The organism is Providencia sp. Me31A (assembly GCF_050487165.1).
Classification (GTDB): Bacteria; Pseudomonadota; Gammaproteobacteria; order Enterobacterales; family Enterobacteriaceae; genus Providencia.
The window spans coordinates 160,709-179,768 of sequence record NZ_JBKQGZ010000008.1 but is presented as its reverse complement, the minus strand read 5'-3'; the positions used below and the strand labels follow the sequence as shown (position 1 = coordinate 179,768).

Below are 19,060 nucleotides of genomic sequence, written 5' to 3'. Positions count from 1 at the left end.
TTTTCAAAAGAAAGAATAGAGGGCCCTACAATATGAGTAATCAACAGCTTGCAAACAGTAACCCAGCAGAGCAACATAAAAACTTAACTGAACCCCAGCAGCGAGTTATTAATAAATTATTCAAGCGCCTTATCGTATTTTTATTTGTATTATTCGTTTTCTCATTCTTAGACCGTATTAATATTGGCTTTGCGGGCCTCTCTATGGGGAAAGATATCGGCCTAACCTCAACGATGTTCGGTTTAGCCGCGACCTTGCTATATGTCACTTACGTGATTTTTGGTATTCCAAGTAACATCATGTTAGGGATTGTTGGCGCGCGCCGTTGGATAGCCACCATCATGGTACTTTGGGGGATTGCTTCTACGGCGACCATGTTTGCGACAGGACCTACAAGTTTATATGTCCTACGAATGCTGGTCGGTATCGCTGAAGCGGGCTTTTTACCGGGGATTTTGGTATATTTAACTTACTGGTTCCCTGCCTATTTCCGCGCTCGTGCTAATGCCTTATTTATGATTGCTATGCCTGTCACTATGGCATTCGGCTCGCTGGCATCTGGCTACATTCTTGGATTGGATGGCATTTTAAATCTCAAAGGCTGGCAATGGTTGTTTTTATTAGAAGGTTTCCCTTCAGTGATCCTCGGTGTACTTGTTTGGTTCTACCTTGATGATTCACCGAAAAAAGCCAAATGGCTGACCCAAGAAGACAAAGACACTCTGCAAGAAATGATGGACAACGACCAACTGGAATTAGTACAGCCTCATGGTTCGAAAAGCCATAGCGCCCTACAAAATACCAGTCTGTGGAAAGAAATTTTCACCCCAGTGGTCTTGATGTACACCGTTGCTTATTTCTGTTTAACCAATACGTTAAGTGCGATTAATATCTGGACACCACAAATTATGCAAAGCTTCAATCAAAGCAGCAGTAATGCCATGATTGGGCTATTAACGGCCATTCCACAATTCTGTACTATCTTAGGGATGATCTATTGGAGCCGTCGCTCTGACCGGTTACAAGAACGGAAGATGCACACGGCCTTGCCATATTTATTTGCGGCAGCAGGATGGGTTCTTGCGGCAATGACGAACCATCCGGTCATCCAATTGATTGGTATTATTCTGGCATCAACAGGTTCTTTCACTGCAATGGCGTTGTTCTGGACAACCCCTGATCAATCAATCAGTTTACGGGCTCGCGCTATCGGTATTGCGGTTATCAACGCAACTGGTAATATAGGATCTGCGGTCAGCCCCCTCCTCATCGGTTGGCTAAAAGACCAAACAGGCAGCTTTAACTCAGGTCTCTACTTTGTGGCAGGTTTGTTGGTCGTCGGCGCCCTTCTAGTCATCGCCATACCAATGAAAAACTCACGCCCAAGAGCGACACCGTAACCGGTCGAATTATATAGTTTTGTTAGCTAAAAATGAGTGCTGCACCCCAATAACCTTGAGCATTGCTCAAAATAATTCAAGTTGCAGCTAGGCGGCAAGCAAGCTAATCCCTAGGAGCATACATAAGTATATGACTAGGGTTGGCTTGTATAGCCAACAACGCTACAGCTTGAAGTATGAAGAGCAATTATGACAGGCATAATCACGAATATCGACATCAGTACAGACTACGACGAAACACAAGGTAATGATGATGTCCACTACCAAACCTTTGGTAATATGGCGGCCTTTTTTGGTCGCGATATGCAAGCTCATCGCCATGACGGTTTCTTCCAATTGCACTATTTGGTGACGGGCCATATTACCTTGCAGCTTGACGAGTCGCGTTATTCTGTTCAAGCCCCGTTATTTATTCTTACGCCACCGTCTGTTGCTCATGCGTTTTTTACCCAAGAAGATACTGATGGCCACGTATTAACGGTACGGCAGGATTTAATAACGCCATTGCTGGGGTCGTTATACCCAGCGAATCCTGATTTAGTTGATATTCCCGCGATTTGCCTGTCTGTTGCTGATAAACCCGAAGATATTGAAACTTTTAACCATTACTGGGCATTAATGGCGCGTGAATCCGCTAATAGCTACGTGGGAAAAGATCAGGTTTTATCTTCTCTGGCACAGGCTTTTTTTGCATTTCTGCTAAGGTCAATTCCCCTAGATGAGCACCCAACGACGGGAGTCCGAGGGGAACACCGCTTGTTCCAGCGATTTAACCGACTCATAGACTTGCATTATCGTGAACATCTCGCAGTACCTGAGTACGCTCAAAAACTTGGAGTCACCGAGTCCCGGTTAAAAGATATGTGCCGCCGCTTTGCTAACAGGCCACCTAAGCGGCTGATTTTTGATAGGATACTGAGAGAAGCCAAACGTATGTTAATTTTTTCCGATTGTCCTGTTTCTGAAATTGCCTACCAACTTGGCTTTAAAGACCCAGCTTATTTTGCGCGTTTCTTTAACCGTTTAGTGGGATGTTCGCCAAGCTTATGGCGCGAACGAAATATTCACTAAAACTATCCATATTCCTTAAGTGCATCTCGAAACAATAATTCCTATAAACAGAACAACCATCTCGATACATAATCTATCATTATGCTTTCATATCGATCATTAACCCTAAATTTATTTTACATTTAAAAAACATTTTGAGGTATTACTAATTTTGTTTTAATTTTATAAAAATACAAAATAGTTTTAACAAAAAGTGAATACCGCGATTAAAAAAAGAACAACAAGAAAACTAAAAATAAATACAATTAATATATTAACAATATATAACGCACTGTAAATAAATAATATTTTTATTTCATTCATTATGGCATTAATATTAAAACATCGATATGATCACATTTCTTTCACAAAGACCCTCTTTCACCGAAAAGTACCAGAGAACCTATAGAAAGTCTCTTTCAAACTCCCCCATAAAACGATTCAATTAAGAAACACAAAACAAACATAAAATTAACATAATTTCGCTTGCACCTTTGTACTCCTATCAAAGCAAGCCCTCATTGTGAGATAACGAGGTAGACATGAAACCAGAAGATTTTCGTTCAGATGCTAAACGCCCTTTTAATAGCCAAGAATACTTAAAAAGCCTACAAGATGGCCGTGAAATCTATATCTATGGCGAGCGTGTGAAAGATGTCACCACTCATCCAGCCTTTCGTAACTCCGCAGCTTCAATAGGACAGTTATATGATGCGCTTCATGATAAAACGACTCATGACCAACTTTGCTGGAGCACCGACACCGGCAATGGAGGATATACTCACAAATTCTTCCGCTTCGCTAAAAGTGCAGATGAACTGCGCCAACAACGTGATGCTATCGCAGATTGGTCACGTCAGAGCTACGGATGGATGGGACGCACTCCAGACTATAAGGCGGCATTCGCCAGTTGTTTAGGCGCAAACCCTGAATATTATGGCCAGTTTGCAGATAACGCGCGCAATTGGTACAAACGCATTCAAGAAAGCGGCTTGTACTTTAACCATGCAATCGTTAACCCACCGATTGATCGCCATAAACCTGCTGATGAAGTGAAAGATGTTTATATCAAGCTTGAAAAAGAAACCGATGCAGGGATTATCGTTAGCGGTGCTAAAGTCGTTGCGACCAACTCAGCGTTAACACACTATAACTTTATCGGTTTCGGCTCAGCACAAGTGATGGGAGATAATCCTGATTTTGCACTGATGTTTGTCGCACCAATGGATGCAGATGGCGTAAAACTGATTTCTCGTGCATCTTATGAATTAGTCGCTGGCGCGACAGGCGCACCATTTGATTACCCATTATCAAGCCGTTTCGATGAAAATGATGCCATATTAGTCATGGATCATGTGTTGATTCCGTGGGAAAACGTTCTGATTTACCGAGACTTTGACCGTGCTCGTAATTGGGCAGTACAAGGTGGATTTGCACGATTATTCCCATTACAAGCTTGTGTCCGCTTAGCCGTTAAATTAGACTTCATTACCGGATTGTTACAAAAAAGTTTAGAATGTACAGGTGTTATTGATTTCCGTGGTGTACAGGCTGATCTGGGTGAAGTGGTCGCGTGGCGTAATCTGTTCTGGTCATTGACTGATGCAATGACATCAGAAGCTAAAGCTTGGGAAGGTGGCGCATTCCTACCCGATACTCAAGCTATCCAGACTTACCGTGTTATGGCACCAATGGCCTACACTAAAATTAAAAATATCATTGAAAGTAACGTGACAAGTGGCCTGATTTACTTACCATCAAGCGTTCGTGATATGAATAATCCAGAAATTGATAAGTATTTAGCTAAATATGTTCGCGGTTCTAATGGGATGGATCACGTCGAACGAATTAAGATCCTAAAACTCATGTGGGATGCGATCGGTAGTGAGTTTGGTGGTCGCCATGAACTGTATGAAATTAACTACGCGGGAAGCCAAGACGAAATTCGCCTGCAGTGTCTGCGTCATGCACAAGGTTCTGGCAACATGAAAGCCATGACAGATATGGTTGATCGCTGTCTATCCGATTACGATCAACACGGATGGAAGCGTCCACACCTGTATAACAACAACGATATTAATCAGTTAGATTCGCTGCTGAAATAATCGGCAGCAGGAGGTCAAAATGTCTTTAGAAAATGAACATCGCCTGCGTTTCAGAGATGCGATGGCAAGTCTAGGTGCTGCAGTTAATATAGTCACCACGGATGGTACTGAGGGTCGCTGTGGAATTACAGCCACTGCAGTCTGTTCAGTTACAGATACGCCACCAACTTTGATGGTATGTGTCAACCGCAATAGTGCAATGAATGCGGTATTTCAAAAGAATGGCCGCCTGTGTGTAAACGTTCTAAGTCATGATCAAGAAGAGTTAGCATGCCATTTTGCTGGGATGAAAGGTTCCACAATGGAAGAGCGTTTTAGCTGGAATGTGTGGGATAATGGTATTTTACAACAACCTTTATTGAAAAATGCCCTAGCCAACCTTGAAGGCGAAATCACGCAAGTGCAAGATATTGGTACACACTCAGTGTACTTGGTTGAAATGAAACAAATCATTGTTAATGATACAGGGCATGGACTAGTTTACTTTAAACGTAAATTTCACCCTGTTATGCACCAACTCCTTGAGCCAACGGCTTAACTGTTCGCTTATCTAATTTTAAATAGCCTCTGATAATGAGGCTATTTAATTTAAAAAATTTTAATTATATCATCAAAGTAATTTCTCTTCTACCAAATACTATTTTCCTCGATATGACTCTACGGCCTTTCATTCTTTTCTGATTGCATAAGGGCTAAGACTCTTATACGTTTAACCTAAATCATTTATCAGGATTAAAAGGCACCAATATGACCATCACATTTATCGTTGTATTTGTTTTACTATTATTGGCCATCGGTTGGGGGATCTCTATTTATAACCGTCTGATCAATACCCGTAATCAAGTCAGCAACCAATTTGCCAATATTGATGTTATTTTAAAACAACGGGCAGACCAGATCCCTCAACTTGTTACCATCACTGAAAAAGCGATGGAACATGAAAAAACACTGTTTACCTCATTAAGCGATGCACGCCAACGCTATTTTAATGCCAATAATATGAATGATAAAATTGCGGCATCAAATGACATGAATCGTACACTCAATAACCTTATTGCTATTGCAGAAAACTATCCAACGCTGATCTCTGGTGAGCAATTCACGCAACTACAACTTGCCCTCAGTGAGGTTGAAAATAAAATTGCCCAACGACGTGAAGGCTTTAACGATGCAACAACACAGTACAATACTGCAATACAAATGTTTCCAGATAGCCTGATTGCGAATGCCTTTCATTTTACGGCACTGCCATTACTTGATATTTCTGAGGATGAAAAAAAATATCAGGGCGTCCAGTTTAAATAATGTCAGTGTAAAGGTATTAGTGCGTGAATATGTATTTTTTACTCGGAGCAGCCATTGGAGCTTTAATTTTATTTATCGATAACACATTTTCGATAAATAAAAAAGTGAACTGGGGGATCGTTCCTTTTATCAGCGTTGCTTGTGGTATGTGGTATTCTCTATCACCTTCACAAGGCGATTATGGCAGTATTATTTATTACGTTGTGGTATTGGCAATCACCTTTTTTATTAGCCGTAATGCTGTCAAAGCCAGCAAAATTGCCTATCAACGTTATCAGCGCTTACAAAATGAAGGCTCATCAAAGTTTAGTGCTTTTTTGAAAGTATGTGTGGGTATGTTACTAGCAATCTGCTTACTTTCTGGCTTTTTTATCGACATGCGTATATTTTTTATCGCCTTTGTCTTACTCTTTGTATTTAACGCGATTGAAAATACGCCAACCAAACGATTCTTAAAATTTCAGAAAAACCTAGCCACCTCCAAAATACGCTCAATCGCTATGGGGTTAGTTGAAGTTGAAGGGAAAATCACAGCAGGGACTGAAATTAAGAGCCAATTAGGTAATAAAACTTGCTATGGCTCATTTTATTTTGAATATTCCATATCAAAAGATAAAGAAGGTAGGAAAAGTTATACCTTGCAAGATAGTAAAAGCCGTATGCATAGTTTTACCTTGACGGATGATACAGGCTCCGTAAAAGTCGAGTGTGACCCTGATTATTTTGTTTACCCTGGCTTAAAGCCACATATGGATATTGAAAGTGGTAACCGTCGTTATACCGAGTATTTACTTGAAGCAAAAAACAGTTATTTATTAATTGGTACTGCGGATGCCAATGAAAAAGGCGAGCCCATGATTATACGCAAAGCGCCTCATATGCTATTGGGTATTTCACCTTCTGACTATGTCGACCGTTGGAACAAAACGAGTCCGTTGCGACGAAACTTAACGATCACTGTAATCATTGCACTTTTGCTGATAGGTTTTATTTTGATCACCCCAATGGATTACCAAAATGGGCAATTGAATATGTATTTCAATCAAACATTCTTATTCGGTAATAACTAGCATGGAAAACATCATTTTTTTCATTATTATTATTGTCATTGGCTATATATTCATACGCTATCTAATTAATATTTATAACAACATTATCTTTTTAAAAAATAATTGCTACAAAGCATTTGCCAATATTGATGTATTATTAAAGAAACAAGTTGAATTACTTCCTGTACTGACACGGGTTGCAGATAAAGCGATGGCTCATGAAAAACAACTTTTTAATGAGCTAGTTGCAAGTCGTCAACGCTATTTATCCAGTACTGACATCGAAATAAAAGTCGATACGGCTAACCAATTAGCTCCAAAGATAAAACCGTTAATTGCTCTCGCAGAAAAATACCCAACACTGATCAGTAAAGCAGTATTGTTAGAGCTACAAACTCAAGCAAAAAATGTTGAAGACCAAATTGCAGATAGACGCGAATTTTTCAACCAAACTGTCACACTCTACAATACCGATATTCATATTTTTCCTAATCTTATTTTTACCGCGTTATTCCGCTTTAAAGATATTCCCCTGCTATATGGTAAACAGGAGCATTCACAATGATCAGCATTCCTTTTTCTTGGTTTGGTTTCACTGACTGGCTTATTACACAAGAGGCAGGGCTGATCATCATGTTTGCCACATTTGGCACGCTAATTTTATCCTTCATAATAATCGCCATCCTCGGTGCATTAGGGCTAAAGAAATATGTGGCTTATATTGCTGGTGCTTTATTGTGCTCTATTTTCATTAGCATGATGGTGATGATCCCGCTGTTACTGCTGTTCAATATTGAAAACTCGATCAAACTACAACTTGTCTGGATGGTGATTGTGGCCAGTTGCCTAATTTCATTTTTAAGCAACCGACATTATTTAGATATTTACTTCAATTCCACAAAAACTAAAGAGGATAAAGAAGTCAAAAAACAAAAAACGAAACGTAAAAACAAGAAATAGTGACTGTCTTTTTCATCTTAAGCTTGCTCTGTTTCTAAACGTTGCACATAACGATAGTGAGAAAACGTGACTAACAATGCGACGAATGCAATAGAAGCGCCTAGAATGAATCCGCCAGAATAGCCAACAGCCGCAGTTAACCCCACTAACATCATGGAACTCACTAACTCGCCAATATCCCGCGTACTTTGAACGGCCGTCATATCCGTTCCCGCTTGCTGATAACGAGAAGCAAACTGCATCCCAGCGGTCATAATGGCAACAGATGTGATCCCGGCAGATAATGACCCAAAGGTAATACAAAGTGCCACCATCCCAATTGAAACCCCATTGAATGATTGCAACATCCATAGCAATGAGGACACTAATGCAAACAATAAGCCAAATGAAAATGCACGCCACACACCGATTTTACCAATAAGCCACGCGCCACCCCCACAACCGAGGATCAAGGTCACCATTCCCCCAGCCATCCCCATCTTACCAATTTGCGCTAATGACCACCCTGCATCATTTAAAAACAGTTTTGCCAAACCAAAACCAGACACCGCAGTAACAGCGGAAAGTAAAGTGAGTAGCAATAAGCGGGGGGCTCCACGGCGTTTAAAAGTTTTTAATAAACTCGCTTTATCATTAGCCTGTGAAGCAATCTCCGTTTTTTTCAAAGGGCAAATACTGATAAACAGTAAGCTAAACAAAGGTACACAGGCTAATATGGCGAGCGCTATATGCTGACCTAAGCTTTCGCTCATAATCATCAATCCTGCCCCACCAATAAAAAAACCAGCCATCACCCCTGCAATTTGTACCGCATTAATTTTTGATAACATTGTGCCACTGACTTGCTCCGCAGCCATGCCATCTGTTGCAATATCTTGGGTGGCACTAGCCAGCGAAGCAACAAATAGCAGCACCACACAAGCCAAGGCATTTTCCACGGATAACCCAATCCCACTTAATGCAAACATGGTGACAGTGACGATCACCTGCATTGGAATAATCCAGCTTTTACGACGGCCGAGCTTTTTCCCCCAATGATTATCAACAAATGAAGCCCACAAAAACTTAATCACCCAAGGTAATCCCACCAAAGGCAAAAAAGCTAATACTTTCAATTCACCACCGTCATGACGCAAAAATGTCGGTAATGCATCCATCGCAATCCCCATTGGAATCCCTTGAGCCAGATAAAGTAAGCCTAAAGTTAATGCTAACTGTTTATTTTGTAATAGATCTTTCATTCTCACTCCGTACACGTTTTGGCGTATATGATAATTTTTGACAGCTAAATAAAATGACTAACAAACCCAAACCGCTGCATAGCAAAGCGAGGTCTATACGTGAGAATGGCAAGGAACCAAACCCATAAGTGGTTATGAATGTCGCTAGTAATAAAAGTGCAGATAACAAAGTAAATAGCATTAAACTATGCTGTGCATTTTTCACCGCTCCCCCCAAAATACAGGCGACTCCCCAGAGCATAAAAAAGTGCTCTACCTTTTGTAACAATGCCCACGGCATGGAAGCTAGTAGCACGCTCGTCGCAAATAATAACCCTCCACAACTTCCGACAATCAGTCTTGATGAGAGGCTATTCATTCGTCTCCAGCACCACATCCCAAGCCCCGACGAAACCAATAACAATGCACTAACACCCGCTAAAAAGTGCAGTGTGCTCAATGCAGTATCTAATTTAGGTAACCATTGATATTGACCGTAGTGCAGCGGTTGGATGGCAATAAAAGAACGTGTCCATCCCCCTTTTTCGGCAGAGTTACGCGTTGCGATAATCTGTTTTGTTTCACTATTAAATAGGTATTGCTCAAAGTTTGATGTCGATAACTGCCCCTCTCGCACCCCACCAATCACCCATTTCCCATTCTGAAACATGATAGTTTGGGGAATGAAATTCGTGACGGTTTGCTGCAATGTAGCGAGAGCGGCACTCACTGTTTTAACAGGAACCCTTAACGGGACATCGAGGGACGTAAATTCCCCCATTAATGTATTCATAATCACTTGAGGATCATCAGGGGCGGCTCTTTGCGCTAATGAAACGGTTCCAAGCGCCCCTAAACCAGATAAAGTCCCTGTCACCGCAAATAAGACTAACCACGGAGAGCTCCACAGTCCTAACCAGCTATGCACATCGCGTAAAAAAAGTGTTAAGTGAGTGAGCCGAGGAACACGCATCATCGAACGGAGCCGATGACGTTGGATAAACAATCCCGTTATCAGCAAAACGGCCAAAGCAAAACCAAAAAGGCTGATAAAAATACGCCCCGGAAAATCAAGAAATAAGTTTTTATGTAAGGTAACTAACCACATCACGGGGGACTCTGATACGATAGCCTTGCCTGAAATAGCGCTGTAACTGAGGCCACACTCCCCTCTCCCCCGACAGAAAGTGATCACCGGACTATGTGTCTGAGGTAATTGAATCATCGTTGCATCTGGTTGTAATTCAATAAGCTTTTCTAACGGTAATTGTTCTCCTGAAAGAGGAGCATGCGCCCACCATAGCCTTAGTGCATCACTGCCTAAACTCCAACACCCCGTAAATAAAATCACAAACAAAAAAACACCGAATAGGGCACCTGCACTACGGTGTAATTTATCTAACCGAGAGTTTAATGAGGGCGTTCGTTGGCGGCTCATATCCATCCCCCAACGATCAAAAGCAGCGGGAGTGGCCACCAGCCATAACTACGGAGTATTTTTTGACGCCCATTCACCGCACTTAAGTTATAAACCAATAACCCCATGGTGATCATAACGCTCAGAAATATAGCGCCATATAAGCGGTCAAGAGGGGAATTTGACGGATAAAAACGTGCTATCAACATCGATAGCACGATACCGCCGACCAACGTACCAATGACCGCAAGGCAACTCACTAATTTCATTAGAAATCAGCCTTCAAAGTAAACATCACATTGCGAGGATCACCATACCGGTTATTCCATTGAGGGGAGAACAGCCCCGAGTAGTAACGGCGGTCAAATAGGTTATTCACATTAACCGCAGCCGTCCAAGTTTCATCTATTTGGTAGCCTAAACGCGCATTGAAAATCGCGTACCCTCCTTGGCGTAAGGTAACGTTGCCATTGCTGGTGCTATAAGCACTTTGCGCTTGCATCCCCCCACCAAGGCTCCACTTACGCTCATCCCAAGGTAAGTCATAATTCGACCAAACACGTAGCATATGTCGAGGGGTTAACGTGTTATAGGACTCCCCCTTGTTCTGGTTATCATCACGATATTTGGTATCGGTATAGGTATAGCCTACAGACAAATCCCAAAAAGGGGTGAGATAGCCAATACCTTCCAACTCAAAGCCTTGGCTACGGACTTTACCGCCACTGATGAAGTAATTGTTAAACCCACCCGTCGGGTGTTCTGGGTCGATTTGTGGATTATTTTTAATATCGATTTGATAGATAGCCCCTGATAAATTTAAGCCACCGTTAAATAGCGCCCCTTTGATCCCAGTTTCAAGGGTCTGCCCTTCAACAGGTTTGAGCATTTTTCCACTCCATGTTTTACCTGTTTGTGGCTGATAAACCGTAGAGTAGCTGTTATACCAAGACCAGTGTGGTGAGAAATCCCAAATCACACCGCCATAGGGCGTAATACGACCATTTTCGGTAAAGTTTGCCGATGGCGTTTTCACATCCCACCAGCTATCACGCGCCCCTACAATCACAGTCACAGGCTCAATGACTTTAATTCTCCCCATGCCATACACGCCTTTTTGTGTTGTCTTAGTCGCCCCTGCTGAGCCATAAGCACCAATTTTTGGCTTAGGAACACTGTGTGGGTTCCAACGATACACATTCACAGGCACATTCAAGGCGGGGTCTAAATCGGCACTATATTGCTTTTCACTCGCATGGGAGTAACTTGCCCCCACAATGACATCATGGGTTAGCCCCCAGCCGTCAACCTTGCCATTTAAACTGGTATCTAAACTGGTTTGTTCATTACGGAACTTATAGGCCCCCCCCATCAGCATGGCACCATCACCGGTGACAGGGTCAATATTTCCCCATGCCCCTGCATACAATAAGCGCGCATTAACATGCTGATATTCGGCATTCAGCTTATATTGCCAATGGTCATTAATTTTGTGTTCAATACCGGCGAATGAACGCGATGTATCCCACTTAAAACGATCCCAATCAACATCTAAATAAGTTTTACGAGGTAGATGTAAATCCGTGCCATCTTTACCGAATGGCACACCCGCCATGTTAGTCACCGAATCAATAGTTTGGAACTGGGCTCCCAGACGTAGCAAGGTTTCAGGGGTCACATCAATATCAACGGTGCCATACATCAAACGCGTTTTTTGGTCGGAAACCTTATAAAAGTAATCTTTATCTTCCCACGCCATCACAAATCGCCCACGAACAGAACCGGATTTATTCAACAACCCGCCAACATCCGCTTCACCACGGTAGCGATTCCAACTTCCCGCACTCAGGCTTAATTTCGCCATATTTTCTTTTGGGGCATGCTTGCGCACCATATTCACGGTCGCAGCAGGATTACCCATACCGTGTAATAACCCGTTAGATCCCCGAAGAATTTCAACTCGTTCATAAACAGCCATATCCTGTGGAGAGCTGGCCATATTGCCAAGCAGAGCAGGAACCCCGTCAATTTCAAAGGAATCAATTTGGAAACCACGCACATAATAAGCGGTGGTTAATTTAACGTAAGGGGCACTCGTTACCCCTGTTGCACGTTGCATAACATCATCAAGGGTTTGCAGGTTTTGTTTTTCGATTTGCTCTCTATCTATCACACTCACCGATTGAGCCACTTCCCGCGGCTTGAGTGCCATTTTGCCCAATGTGGTGACACCCGGTGCAACATAGTCATCATCGGTTGCAGATGAAGCTGTCACCTGTAGTACGTCCTGTTTAGGTTGTGCCATTTCAGCGTTAGCCATAACAGACCAACTCGCGGTTGCACATAGCAGTGCACAAGGCGTAAAACGGAAGATCCCGCATGATTTGAGGTTATAGACAGACAGCATTTCCCACCCTAAAAAAGTTAAATGATAATTGTTATCAATTTAGCAATTAATGTGGTGGGTTACTTTCGACTGCCGGAATTTGTTTATAGTTATCCGGCTGAACTGATTTTATTTTTTCAGTTGATTGGGGGAAATGCCAAAGCGCTTACGAAATGCCACCGAAAAATGTGCGGGTGTATAGCCAACCTGATAAGCCACCGTCGAGATATTGGCATTATTCATACTTAATAGCTGGAAAGCGGTTTCTAAGCGGTATTCTTGCAGCCAGCCATAAATACTGTTGCCAAATACTTGGCGAAAACCTTGTGTCAGCTTGCGGGTATTCATCCCTAACCGCTTTGCTAACTCATCTAAACTCGGTGGGGATTCTATTTCTTGGATCAAGATGTCTTTAGCCATATGCAAGTTATCAATATCCCGTTGACGCAATGTCCCTATGAGGGAGGTATCCCGATGAGATAATGAATGATGTAAACACAATGCAGTAATTTCAGACACTTTCGCACCTAAATATAGCTGACGCAATGAAGCATGTGTTGGGCAGCTGAATAACTGGTGAGTCATGGCTAACACACTTGGCGGAATGGTCAGTTGTAGTAATTTCGGGGATTTTGGATGGTAACAGACATCAGGCAAACTTAGCTGTTGTTGCTCTAACCATTCATGAGAAATATCAATCATGGTGTATTTCATGGTTTGCTGACCATAGAACTGATTATTTAGCTGATAACTTTGCTGACCGCTCGATAAAATCAACGAGGGGGAGTTCACTTCCACCTTCTGGCCTGCACTACTACGACAGCCCATCGCCCCTTGATGGATAGCCACAATTTTTAACCCCGCAGTTTGCTGCTCTTCAATCCCTAAATCGCGGTTAATTAAAAACTCACCTCGGCAAATGCGGATAAACTCCCCCACGGACTGCTCTTGGCGAGTAGAATGTGCTTGAGTGAATTTTGCGTCAATAGGCTGCTGCATAGTGGCTCTTTCAAAAATAAACAAATAAACAATTATCTTGGCAAAAAAACACCATAATAACAATAATTATCATTCGCAATAAATGAAAGGAAAATTTACTATCTCAATGCAAAGATTTTACTGTAGCTTTTAGGGTTTAAACGCAAATAAAGCATCAATGTCACTAATACCAGTGCAACATGCATCGCCCACACCCATGTAAAACTTAGACTGACCTGATGCAACCAAGCTGCGGCTAGTGGCCCAAATGCCGCGATAATAAAGCCCCCTGCTTGCATCAATGACGTTAAAGCACCAGCCCAAAGCGGATGTGAAATATGATCCAAAGCGGTAATGATGCTTAAGGCAAAGCACCCCCCCAAGCCAATACCCAATAATGCAATCCATAACAATGGCAAATAACCGGCAAATAACATTAAGCCTGAAAAACCAAACAGCTGGCAGCAAAGCGTGACTATCAACCAAAAACGTCGATCGATATTATGTGAAGCAAGCACAGGGATCATCAATGCCGCCATCGCTTGAAATACGGTCAGTATCGCAACGAAAGAGCCACTTTGTGCCGCACTCATCCCTTGTTCTTGAAAGGAAGGGGCTAACCAAGTCACCACCGTACCATAACCTGCATTAATGAAGCCAAACCCCGCCATTAACAACCATGTTCTCGGCTTATTTAAAAAGTCCATAATGAAATTTTCTGTATTTCTGACGTATTTCTTGTCTTAATATTCGTAAAAATTGCTATCAGTGCCAGCAAGGCTGGCAATGCCAACCATGCCAAAGCGTTTTGCCAATGCCCCGTTAGTTCTGCCAGTATTGGGGTAAGCTGTGCTCCCACCGCCCCCCCCGCCATTAAGGTTGCGGAGTATAAACCCGTCATCATCGCCATTTTGTGTGGAAAATTCACTTTAATAAGCCCAGGAAATACCGACTGGATATAAGCAGCTCCCATACCACATAAAAACGCCGTCAGTAATAACGAGGAACCATCAACAATGAAGTAACGCGCCAATGAGCCAAATAGCAACAATACCATTGTTGCGCTGATCCCCAATCGATCCCCTACCCGTTGATTAATAATAGGGACGATTAACGCCCCTATTCCCATCAATAACATTGGTAATAACGTCAACAATGAAATGCTTTGATAGCTCATTCCTGTGGTTTGAATAATATCATCAATAACAGGCCCCGGGCCGGTCATAAAGGGACGTAAATTCAACCCAACTAAGACGATGGTGAGTAGTAAAGCAAAAGAGGATGAGGCCGTTTTATTCATCAAGACTGCTTTTCCCACCACAGTTGGTACAGTGTGCTGCGTGGTTGATTGTCGGGCCTTAATTGCTCAAAATGCAAACCTGCTTGATGCTCTGGTACAACTCTCAGTGCTTGAGCAATTGTCTCTGTTGATAACCCAAATGGCTGCGCATCTTGGTTTGAATATGCATAAATGACTCGAGAAATCCCCGCCATTCGCATTGCCGCCAAGCACATAGGGCAAGGCTGCCCACTCGCATACACCACACAGTCATCTAACTTAACTCGTTTGAGTGTTTTGCCCGCTTGACGTAATGCCATCAGCTCCGCGTGTGCAGTTGGGTCATTCAATTCCAGCATCTGGTTCACTCCAGTGGCAACCACATGACCATCACACACCACCACGGCACCAAAAGGGCGGCCTCCAGCTTGCACATTTTCTGTTGCTAAATTAATGGCTTGTTGTAAAAATTGTTTATCTGACATTACTTAGCTCCTGAGTTTTCAAGAATTTCAATCAGGTTGCGGTATCCCTTACTTTTCGCTAATGCTAACGGGGATCTCCCCTCAGCATCGCCTAAATTGACATCTGCGCCACCTGCTATCAATAACTTCACAATTTGCGCATACTTATCACTACCGTCACCTAGAATAATGGCTTCAATCAGTGCCGTCCAACCAAGGCGGTTTACATGGTTAACATCTACCCCTGCATCAATCAAAGTACTCACAGTTTGAACATGACCACGCTCCGCAGCAGGGATCAACGCCGTACCACCATAACGGTTTGTGCTTTTTAGATCCGCACCATTTTTGAGAGTCAACACAAGGATCTCTTGTAATCCACGCGCGCCTGAATATAAATAAGGAGAGTCTTGTATGCTATCTTTTGCATTCACATTAGCCCCTTGTTCAATCAGGTAGCGCGCCACATCAACTTGATTACTAAGCGTTGCCGCCATTAATGGCGTGCGTTGAAGAAGGCCACGTTGTTCAATATTCGCACCTTGCTCAACTAAAACTTTTATTCGTTGAAGATCACCTTGCTCTGCAAGTAAAACAAGGGAATCTGACTGCGAATTTGCCATTCCTTTCACCGTAAACATCAAAGAAATCGTAAAAATACCCAGTAAATAAACCAGCCACTTCATACGTAAAAATATCGTTTTCATGATTTATCTCCTCTATGACTCTTTAATCTACCCAAAAAGTATGCTATTTAAAAATTAAATAACTAAATGTCAGGTATTTAAAAAATGAATTCACTTCTTAATTTTGTATTATTAAAAACTTTTGTCACTATCGCTGAAACGGGTAACTTCACCGTCGCTTCGCAGCATTTAAACTCTACACAATCCACATTAAGTCAACAAATACAAAGACTTGAAACCCTTGTTGGGCACCCATTATTTATTCGAGGCCATAGAATACTCACTCTTACCGAAACCGGTGAAATTTTACTCAGTTACGCTAAAAGTATTCTTGCTTTGAACGACACATTCTTTATGAAAATAACGGGAAATGCAGTTATTCATACCATTCGACTGGGTTTCCCTGAAGATTTAGCATCTGGGCAGGTCACCCCGACTCTTGCTACTTTTATGCAAACACACCCAAACGTACGATTAGAAGTCACTAGTGGCTTAAGCCGACAATTACAACAGCGTTACCAACATGGCGAACTTGACTTAATTATTGTGAAACAGAAAAAAGGGGAATTTAAAAGTGATTACCATTGGCCTGAGCCTCTGTGCTGGCTAACCAGTAATCAGCAACAATTCTTGAGTAATGATTCCGTGCCATTAGTGGTTTTTCCTGAAAATGGCCTCTATCGCAATGACATGTTTAAATTATTAGATAACGAACAACGCCCTTGGCACATCACTTACACCTGCTCCAGCCTTGCGGGTATTCAAAGTGCTATCGCTGATGGGCTCGGCGTCAGTCTACTTCCTTTACGAGCAAAGCTCCCCCAACATCGAATTTTAACAGACGAGGAGGGTTTCCCTGCGGCCCAAGAAATGGAAATCGCCATGCATTTCCATGCTAATTCCTCGGATATTATTACACAGCTCGCTGAAAAACTGGCACAACAATTAGGAGAACGCTAAAAATGAATACACTGATTGAATTAGAACAAAAATTACATAACAGTACTGATCGGCACAATCGTGATTTGCTTAAAGAGCTCTTACATGAGGATTTTTTTGAGTTTGGCCGTTCTGGTTTTTCAACTAATAAGCTAGATACCTTAACTTCATTAGTCAATGAAACACCTAAAACCATTTATAGCGAAAATTTTCACTGCGCACAGCTAAGTGATAATACCGTACTGATAACCTATACCAGCTTTGAACAACAAGGTGGGGAAAAAACTAAGCTGACTAACCGCTCATCCATTTGGCTCAAAAATTCAGCAAATCAATGGCAATTAAGGTTTCATCAAGGGACGCCCGCAAACCTATGAGCGCTTTTTAACAACAACATAAACCACGTTACGGTTACGTCTTCCCAGAGTGACTACAATAATAAGCTGATTATCAACAAATTCGTATACTAGACGATAACCTGATGCTTTCAGCTTAACCTTATATAGCGCTGCAATAAATAACTATTCAGATCAACAAGCTTCCAATTTCTCCTCTCATTAACAATTTCAATCAGTTCTTCATCTTCAATTTGTTCCCATAAATGCTCATATACATCCTCTTAAAACACAAAAAATCCCCCAGCAAGTCACCTTACTGAGGGATTTCATCACAAAAAACTTAAAGCGTGTTAATTACAGAACATCAACACAGTTCAATTCTTTAAATGCTTGCTCTAAACGAACAACCATTGAATCTTGTGCTTTACGCAGCCATACACGTGGGTCGTAGTATTTTTTGTTAGGTTTATCAGCACCTTCCGGGTTACCTAACTGACCTTGCAGATAGCCTTCGTTCTTTTTGTAGTACTGTAAAATACCATCCCAAGTAGCCCACTGAGTATCAGTGTCGATGTTCATTTTGATAACACCATAGCTAACAGCTTCTTTGATTTCAGCAGCACTTGAACCTGAACCACCGTGGAATACGAAGTTTAAGCTGTTGTGTGGCAGATTATATTTTTCTGAAACGTAGTCTTGTGAGTTACGCAGAATTTTTGGTGTTAATTGAACATTACCTGGCTTATAAACACCGTGAACGTTACCGAAAGAAGCCGCAATCGTGAAACGAGGGCTCACTGCATTCAGTTTTTCGTACGCGTATGCAACGTCTTCAGGTTGAGTATACAGTTCAGAACTATCCATCCCTGTGTTATCAACACCATCTTCTTCACCACCAGTACAGCCTAATTCGATTTCCAGAGTCATATCGATTTTAGCCATACGCGCTAAATATTTACTACTGATTTCGATGTTTTCTTCCAGTGTTTCTTCTGACAAGTCAATCATGTGAGAAGAGAACAGTGGTTTACCGGTTTTCGCGTAGTGTTTTTCACCTGCGTCTAACAGGCCATCAATCCATGGTAGTAATTTTTTCGCACAGTGGTCAGTGTGCAAAATAACAGGAACACCGTAGTGCTCTGCCATTTGATGCACATGATACGCACCTGAAATTGCGCCTAAAACCGCAGCTTGTTGGCCTTCTGCCTTCAGACCTTTACCTGCGATAAATGCAGCACCACCGTTTGAAAATTGAACAATAACTGGAGCACGAACTTTAGCGGCCGCTTCAAGTACGGCGTTAATTGAATCCGTACCAACACAGTTCACCGCTGGCAATGCAAAGTTATTTTCTTTAGCAACTGCGAAAACTTTCTGTACATCATCACCCGTGAGAACACCCGGTTTAACAAAATCAAAAATTTTAGACATGTGAAAAGGTCCTGTGGTAAACAGGCAGCCTACGCTGCCTGTTGTGTATGAAC

The 19,060-nt window shown here is 42.1% G+C and carries 20 protein-coding genes; 10 read left to right on the top strand and 10 right to left on the bottom strand.

What is annotated here, in order from left to right; all coding sequences use genetic code 11:
- Positions 1-32 precede the first annotated feature (32 nt).
- From hpaX to ACLPIE_RS08525, 8 genes are all read left to right on the top strand, one after another.
- On the top strand, positions 33-1,400 hold the full coding sequence (hpaX, locus tag ACLPIE_RS08560) for a 4-hydroxyphenylacetate permease (RefSeq protein WP_430261132.1): 1,368 nt from the start codon (positions 33-35) through the stop codon (positions 1,398-1,400).
- A 189-nt stretch (positions 1,401-1,589) separates the two neighbouring features.
- Positions 1,590-2,471 carry a 4-hydroxyphenylacetate catabolism regulatory protein HpaA gene (gene hpaA / locus ACLPIE_RS08555; RefSeq protein WP_430261130.1) on the top strand — a complete coding sequence of 294 codons (882 nt, stop codon included), beginning with the start codon at positions 1,590-1,592 and terminating at the stop codon, positions 2,469-2,471.
- Between the two features lie 521 nt (positions 2,472-2,992).
- Positions 2,993-4,555, top strand: a complete 1,563-nt coding sequence (hpaB, locus tag ACLPIE_RS08550; RefSeq protein WP_430261128.1) for a 4-hydroxyphenylacetate 3-monooxygenase, oxygenase component — start codon at positions 2,993-2,995, stop codon at positions 4,553-4,555.
- Between the two features lie 19 nt (positions 4,556-4,574).
- Positions 4,575-5,093: a 4-hydroxyphenylacetate 3-monooxygenase, reductase component gene (hpaC, locus tag ACLPIE_RS08545; protein ID WP_430261126.1), complete on the top strand. Its 519-nt coding sequence runs from the start codon at positions 4,575-4,577 to the stop codon at positions 5,091-5,093.
- Between the two features lie 209 nt (positions 5,094-5,302).
- Positions 5,303-5,860, top strand: a complete 558-nt coding sequence (locus ACLPIE_RS08540) for a LemA family protein (RefSeq protein ID WP_430261124.1) — start codon at positions 5,303-5,305, stop codon at positions 5,858-5,860.
- A gap of 29 nt (positions 5,861-5,889) precedes the next feature.
- Positions 5,890-6,930 carry a hypothetical protein gene (locus ACLPIE_RS08535; protein WP_430261155.1) on the top strand — a complete coding sequence of 347 codons (1,041 nt, stop codon included), beginning with the start codon at positions 5,890-5,892 and terminating at the stop codon, positions 6,928-6,930.
- 1 nt (position 6,931) lies between these two features.
- Positions 6,932-7,474, top strand: a complete 543-nt coding sequence (locus tag ACLPIE_RS08530) for a LemA family protein (RefSeq protein WP_430261122.1) — start codon at positions 6,932-6,934, stop codon at positions 7,472-7,474.
- On the top strand, positions 7,471-7,869 hold the full coding sequence (locus ACLPIE_RS08525; protein ID WP_430261120.1) for a hypothetical protein: 399 nt from the start codon (positions 7,471-7,473) through the stop codon (positions 7,867-7,869). The genes ACLPIE_RS08530 and ACLPIE_RS08525 overlap by 4 nt, the downstream gene beginning before the upstream one ends.
- A gap of 17 nt (positions 7,870-7,886) precedes the next feature.
- Here the strand turns inward: ACLPIE_RS08525 and ACLPIE_RS08520 are convergent, their stop codons facing one another.
- The 9 genes from ACLPIE_RS08520 to ACLPIE_RS08480 all read right to left on the bottom strand — a co-directional run bounded on the left by ACLPIE_RS08520 (position 7,887) and on the right by ACLPIE_RS08480 (position 16,320).
- Positions 7,887-9,110, bottom strand: a complete 1,224-nt coding sequence (locus tag ACLPIE_RS08520; RefSeq protein ID WP_430261118.1) for a RhtX/FptX family siderophore transporter — start codon at positions 9,108-9,110, stop codon at positions 7,887-7,889.
- Positions 9,088-10,527 (bottom strand): PepSY-associated TM helix domain-containing protein, encoded by a 1,440-nt coding sequence (locus tag ACLPIE_RS08515; RefSeq protein WP_430261116.1) that lies wholly within the window; start codon positions 10,525-10,527, stop codon positions 9,088-9,090. Before ACLPIE_RS08515 ends, ACLPIE_RS08520 begins: the two co-directional genes overlap by 23 nt.
- Complete coding sequence (locus tag ACLPIE_RS08510; RefSeq protein WP_430261114.1) at positions 10,524-10,775, bottom strand: hypothetical protein; 252 nt, start codon at positions 10,773-10,775, stop codon at positions 10,524-10,526. The genes ACLPIE_RS08515 and ACLPIE_RS08510 overlap by 4 nt, the downstream gene beginning before the upstream one ends.
- Positions 10,775-12,913 carry a TonB-dependent siderophore receptor gene (locus ACLPIE_RS08505; protein WP_430261112.1) on the bottom strand — a complete coding sequence of 713 codons (2,139 nt, stop codon included), beginning with the start codon at positions 12,911-12,913 and terminating at the stop codon, positions 10,775-10,777. Before ACLPIE_RS08505 ends, ACLPIE_RS08510 begins: the two co-directional genes overlap by 1 nt.
- A gap of 108 nt (positions 12,914-13,021) precedes the next feature.
- Positions 13,022-13,891: a helix-turn-helix transcriptional regulator gene (locus ACLPIE_RS08500; RefSeq protein WP_430261110.1), complete on the bottom strand. Its 870-nt coding sequence runs from the start codon at positions 13,889-13,891 to the stop codon at positions 13,022-13,024.
- 98 nt (positions 13,892-13,989) lie between these two features.
- Positions 13,990-14,577, bottom strand: coding sequence for an MFS transporter (locus ACLPIE_RS08495; protein ID WP_430261108.1), 588 nt, complete (start codon positions 14,575-14,577; stop codon positions 13,990-13,992).
- Positions 14,565-15,170, bottom strand: coding sequence for an MFS transporter (locus ACLPIE_RS08490; protein WP_430261106.1), 606 nt, complete (start codon positions 15,168-15,170; stop codon positions 14,565-14,567). Before ACLPIE_RS08490 ends, ACLPIE_RS08495 begins: the two co-directional genes overlap by 13 nt.
- Positions 15,170-15,634 (bottom strand): nucleoside deaminase, encoded by a 465-nt coding sequence (locus tag ACLPIE_RS08485; RefSeq protein WP_430261104.1) that lies wholly within the window; start codon positions 15,632-15,634, stop codon positions 15,170-15,172. Before ACLPIE_RS08485 ends, ACLPIE_RS08490 begins: the two co-directional genes overlap by 1 nt.
- Entirely contained in the window at positions 15,634-16,320 is a 687-nt protein-coding gene (locus tag ACLPIE_RS08480; RefSeq protein WP_430261102.1) for an ankyrin repeat domain-containing protein, read from the bottom strand. The genes ACLPIE_RS08485 and ACLPIE_RS08480 overlap by 1 nt, the downstream gene beginning before the upstream one ends.
- A gap of 84 nt (positions 16,321-16,404) precedes the next feature.
- Here ACLPIE_RS08480 and ACLPIE_RS08475 point away from each other — a divergent pair, with 84 nt between their 5' ends.
- Both ACLPIE_RS08475 and ACLPIE_RS08470 read left to right on the top strand, forming a co-directional pair.
- Positions 16,405-17,259, top strand: a complete 855-nt coding sequence (locus ACLPIE_RS08475; protein WP_430261100.1) for a LysR substrate-binding domain-containing protein — start codon at positions 16,405-16,407, stop codon at positions 17,257-17,259.
- A 2-nt stretch (positions 17,260-17,261) separates the two neighbouring features.
- The gene (locus tag ACLPIE_RS08470) at positions 17,262-17,615 is read left to right on the top strand and encodes a nuclear transport factor 2 family protein (protein WP_430261098.1); all 354 of its coding nucleotides are present in this window, start codon (positions 17,262-17,264) and stop codon (positions 17,613-17,615) included.
- 315 nt (positions 17,616-17,930) lie between these two features.
- On the opposite strand, the gene fbaA is transcribed toward ACLPIE_RS08470, so the two are convergent.
- Positions 17,931-19,007: a class II fructose-bisphosphate aldolase gene (gene fbaA / locus ACLPIE_RS08465; RefSeq protein ID WP_430261096.1), complete on the bottom strand. Its 1,077-nt coding sequence runs from the start codon at positions 19,005-19,007 to the stop codon at positions 17,931-17,933.
- Positions 19,008-19,060: the final 53 nt, after the last annotated feature.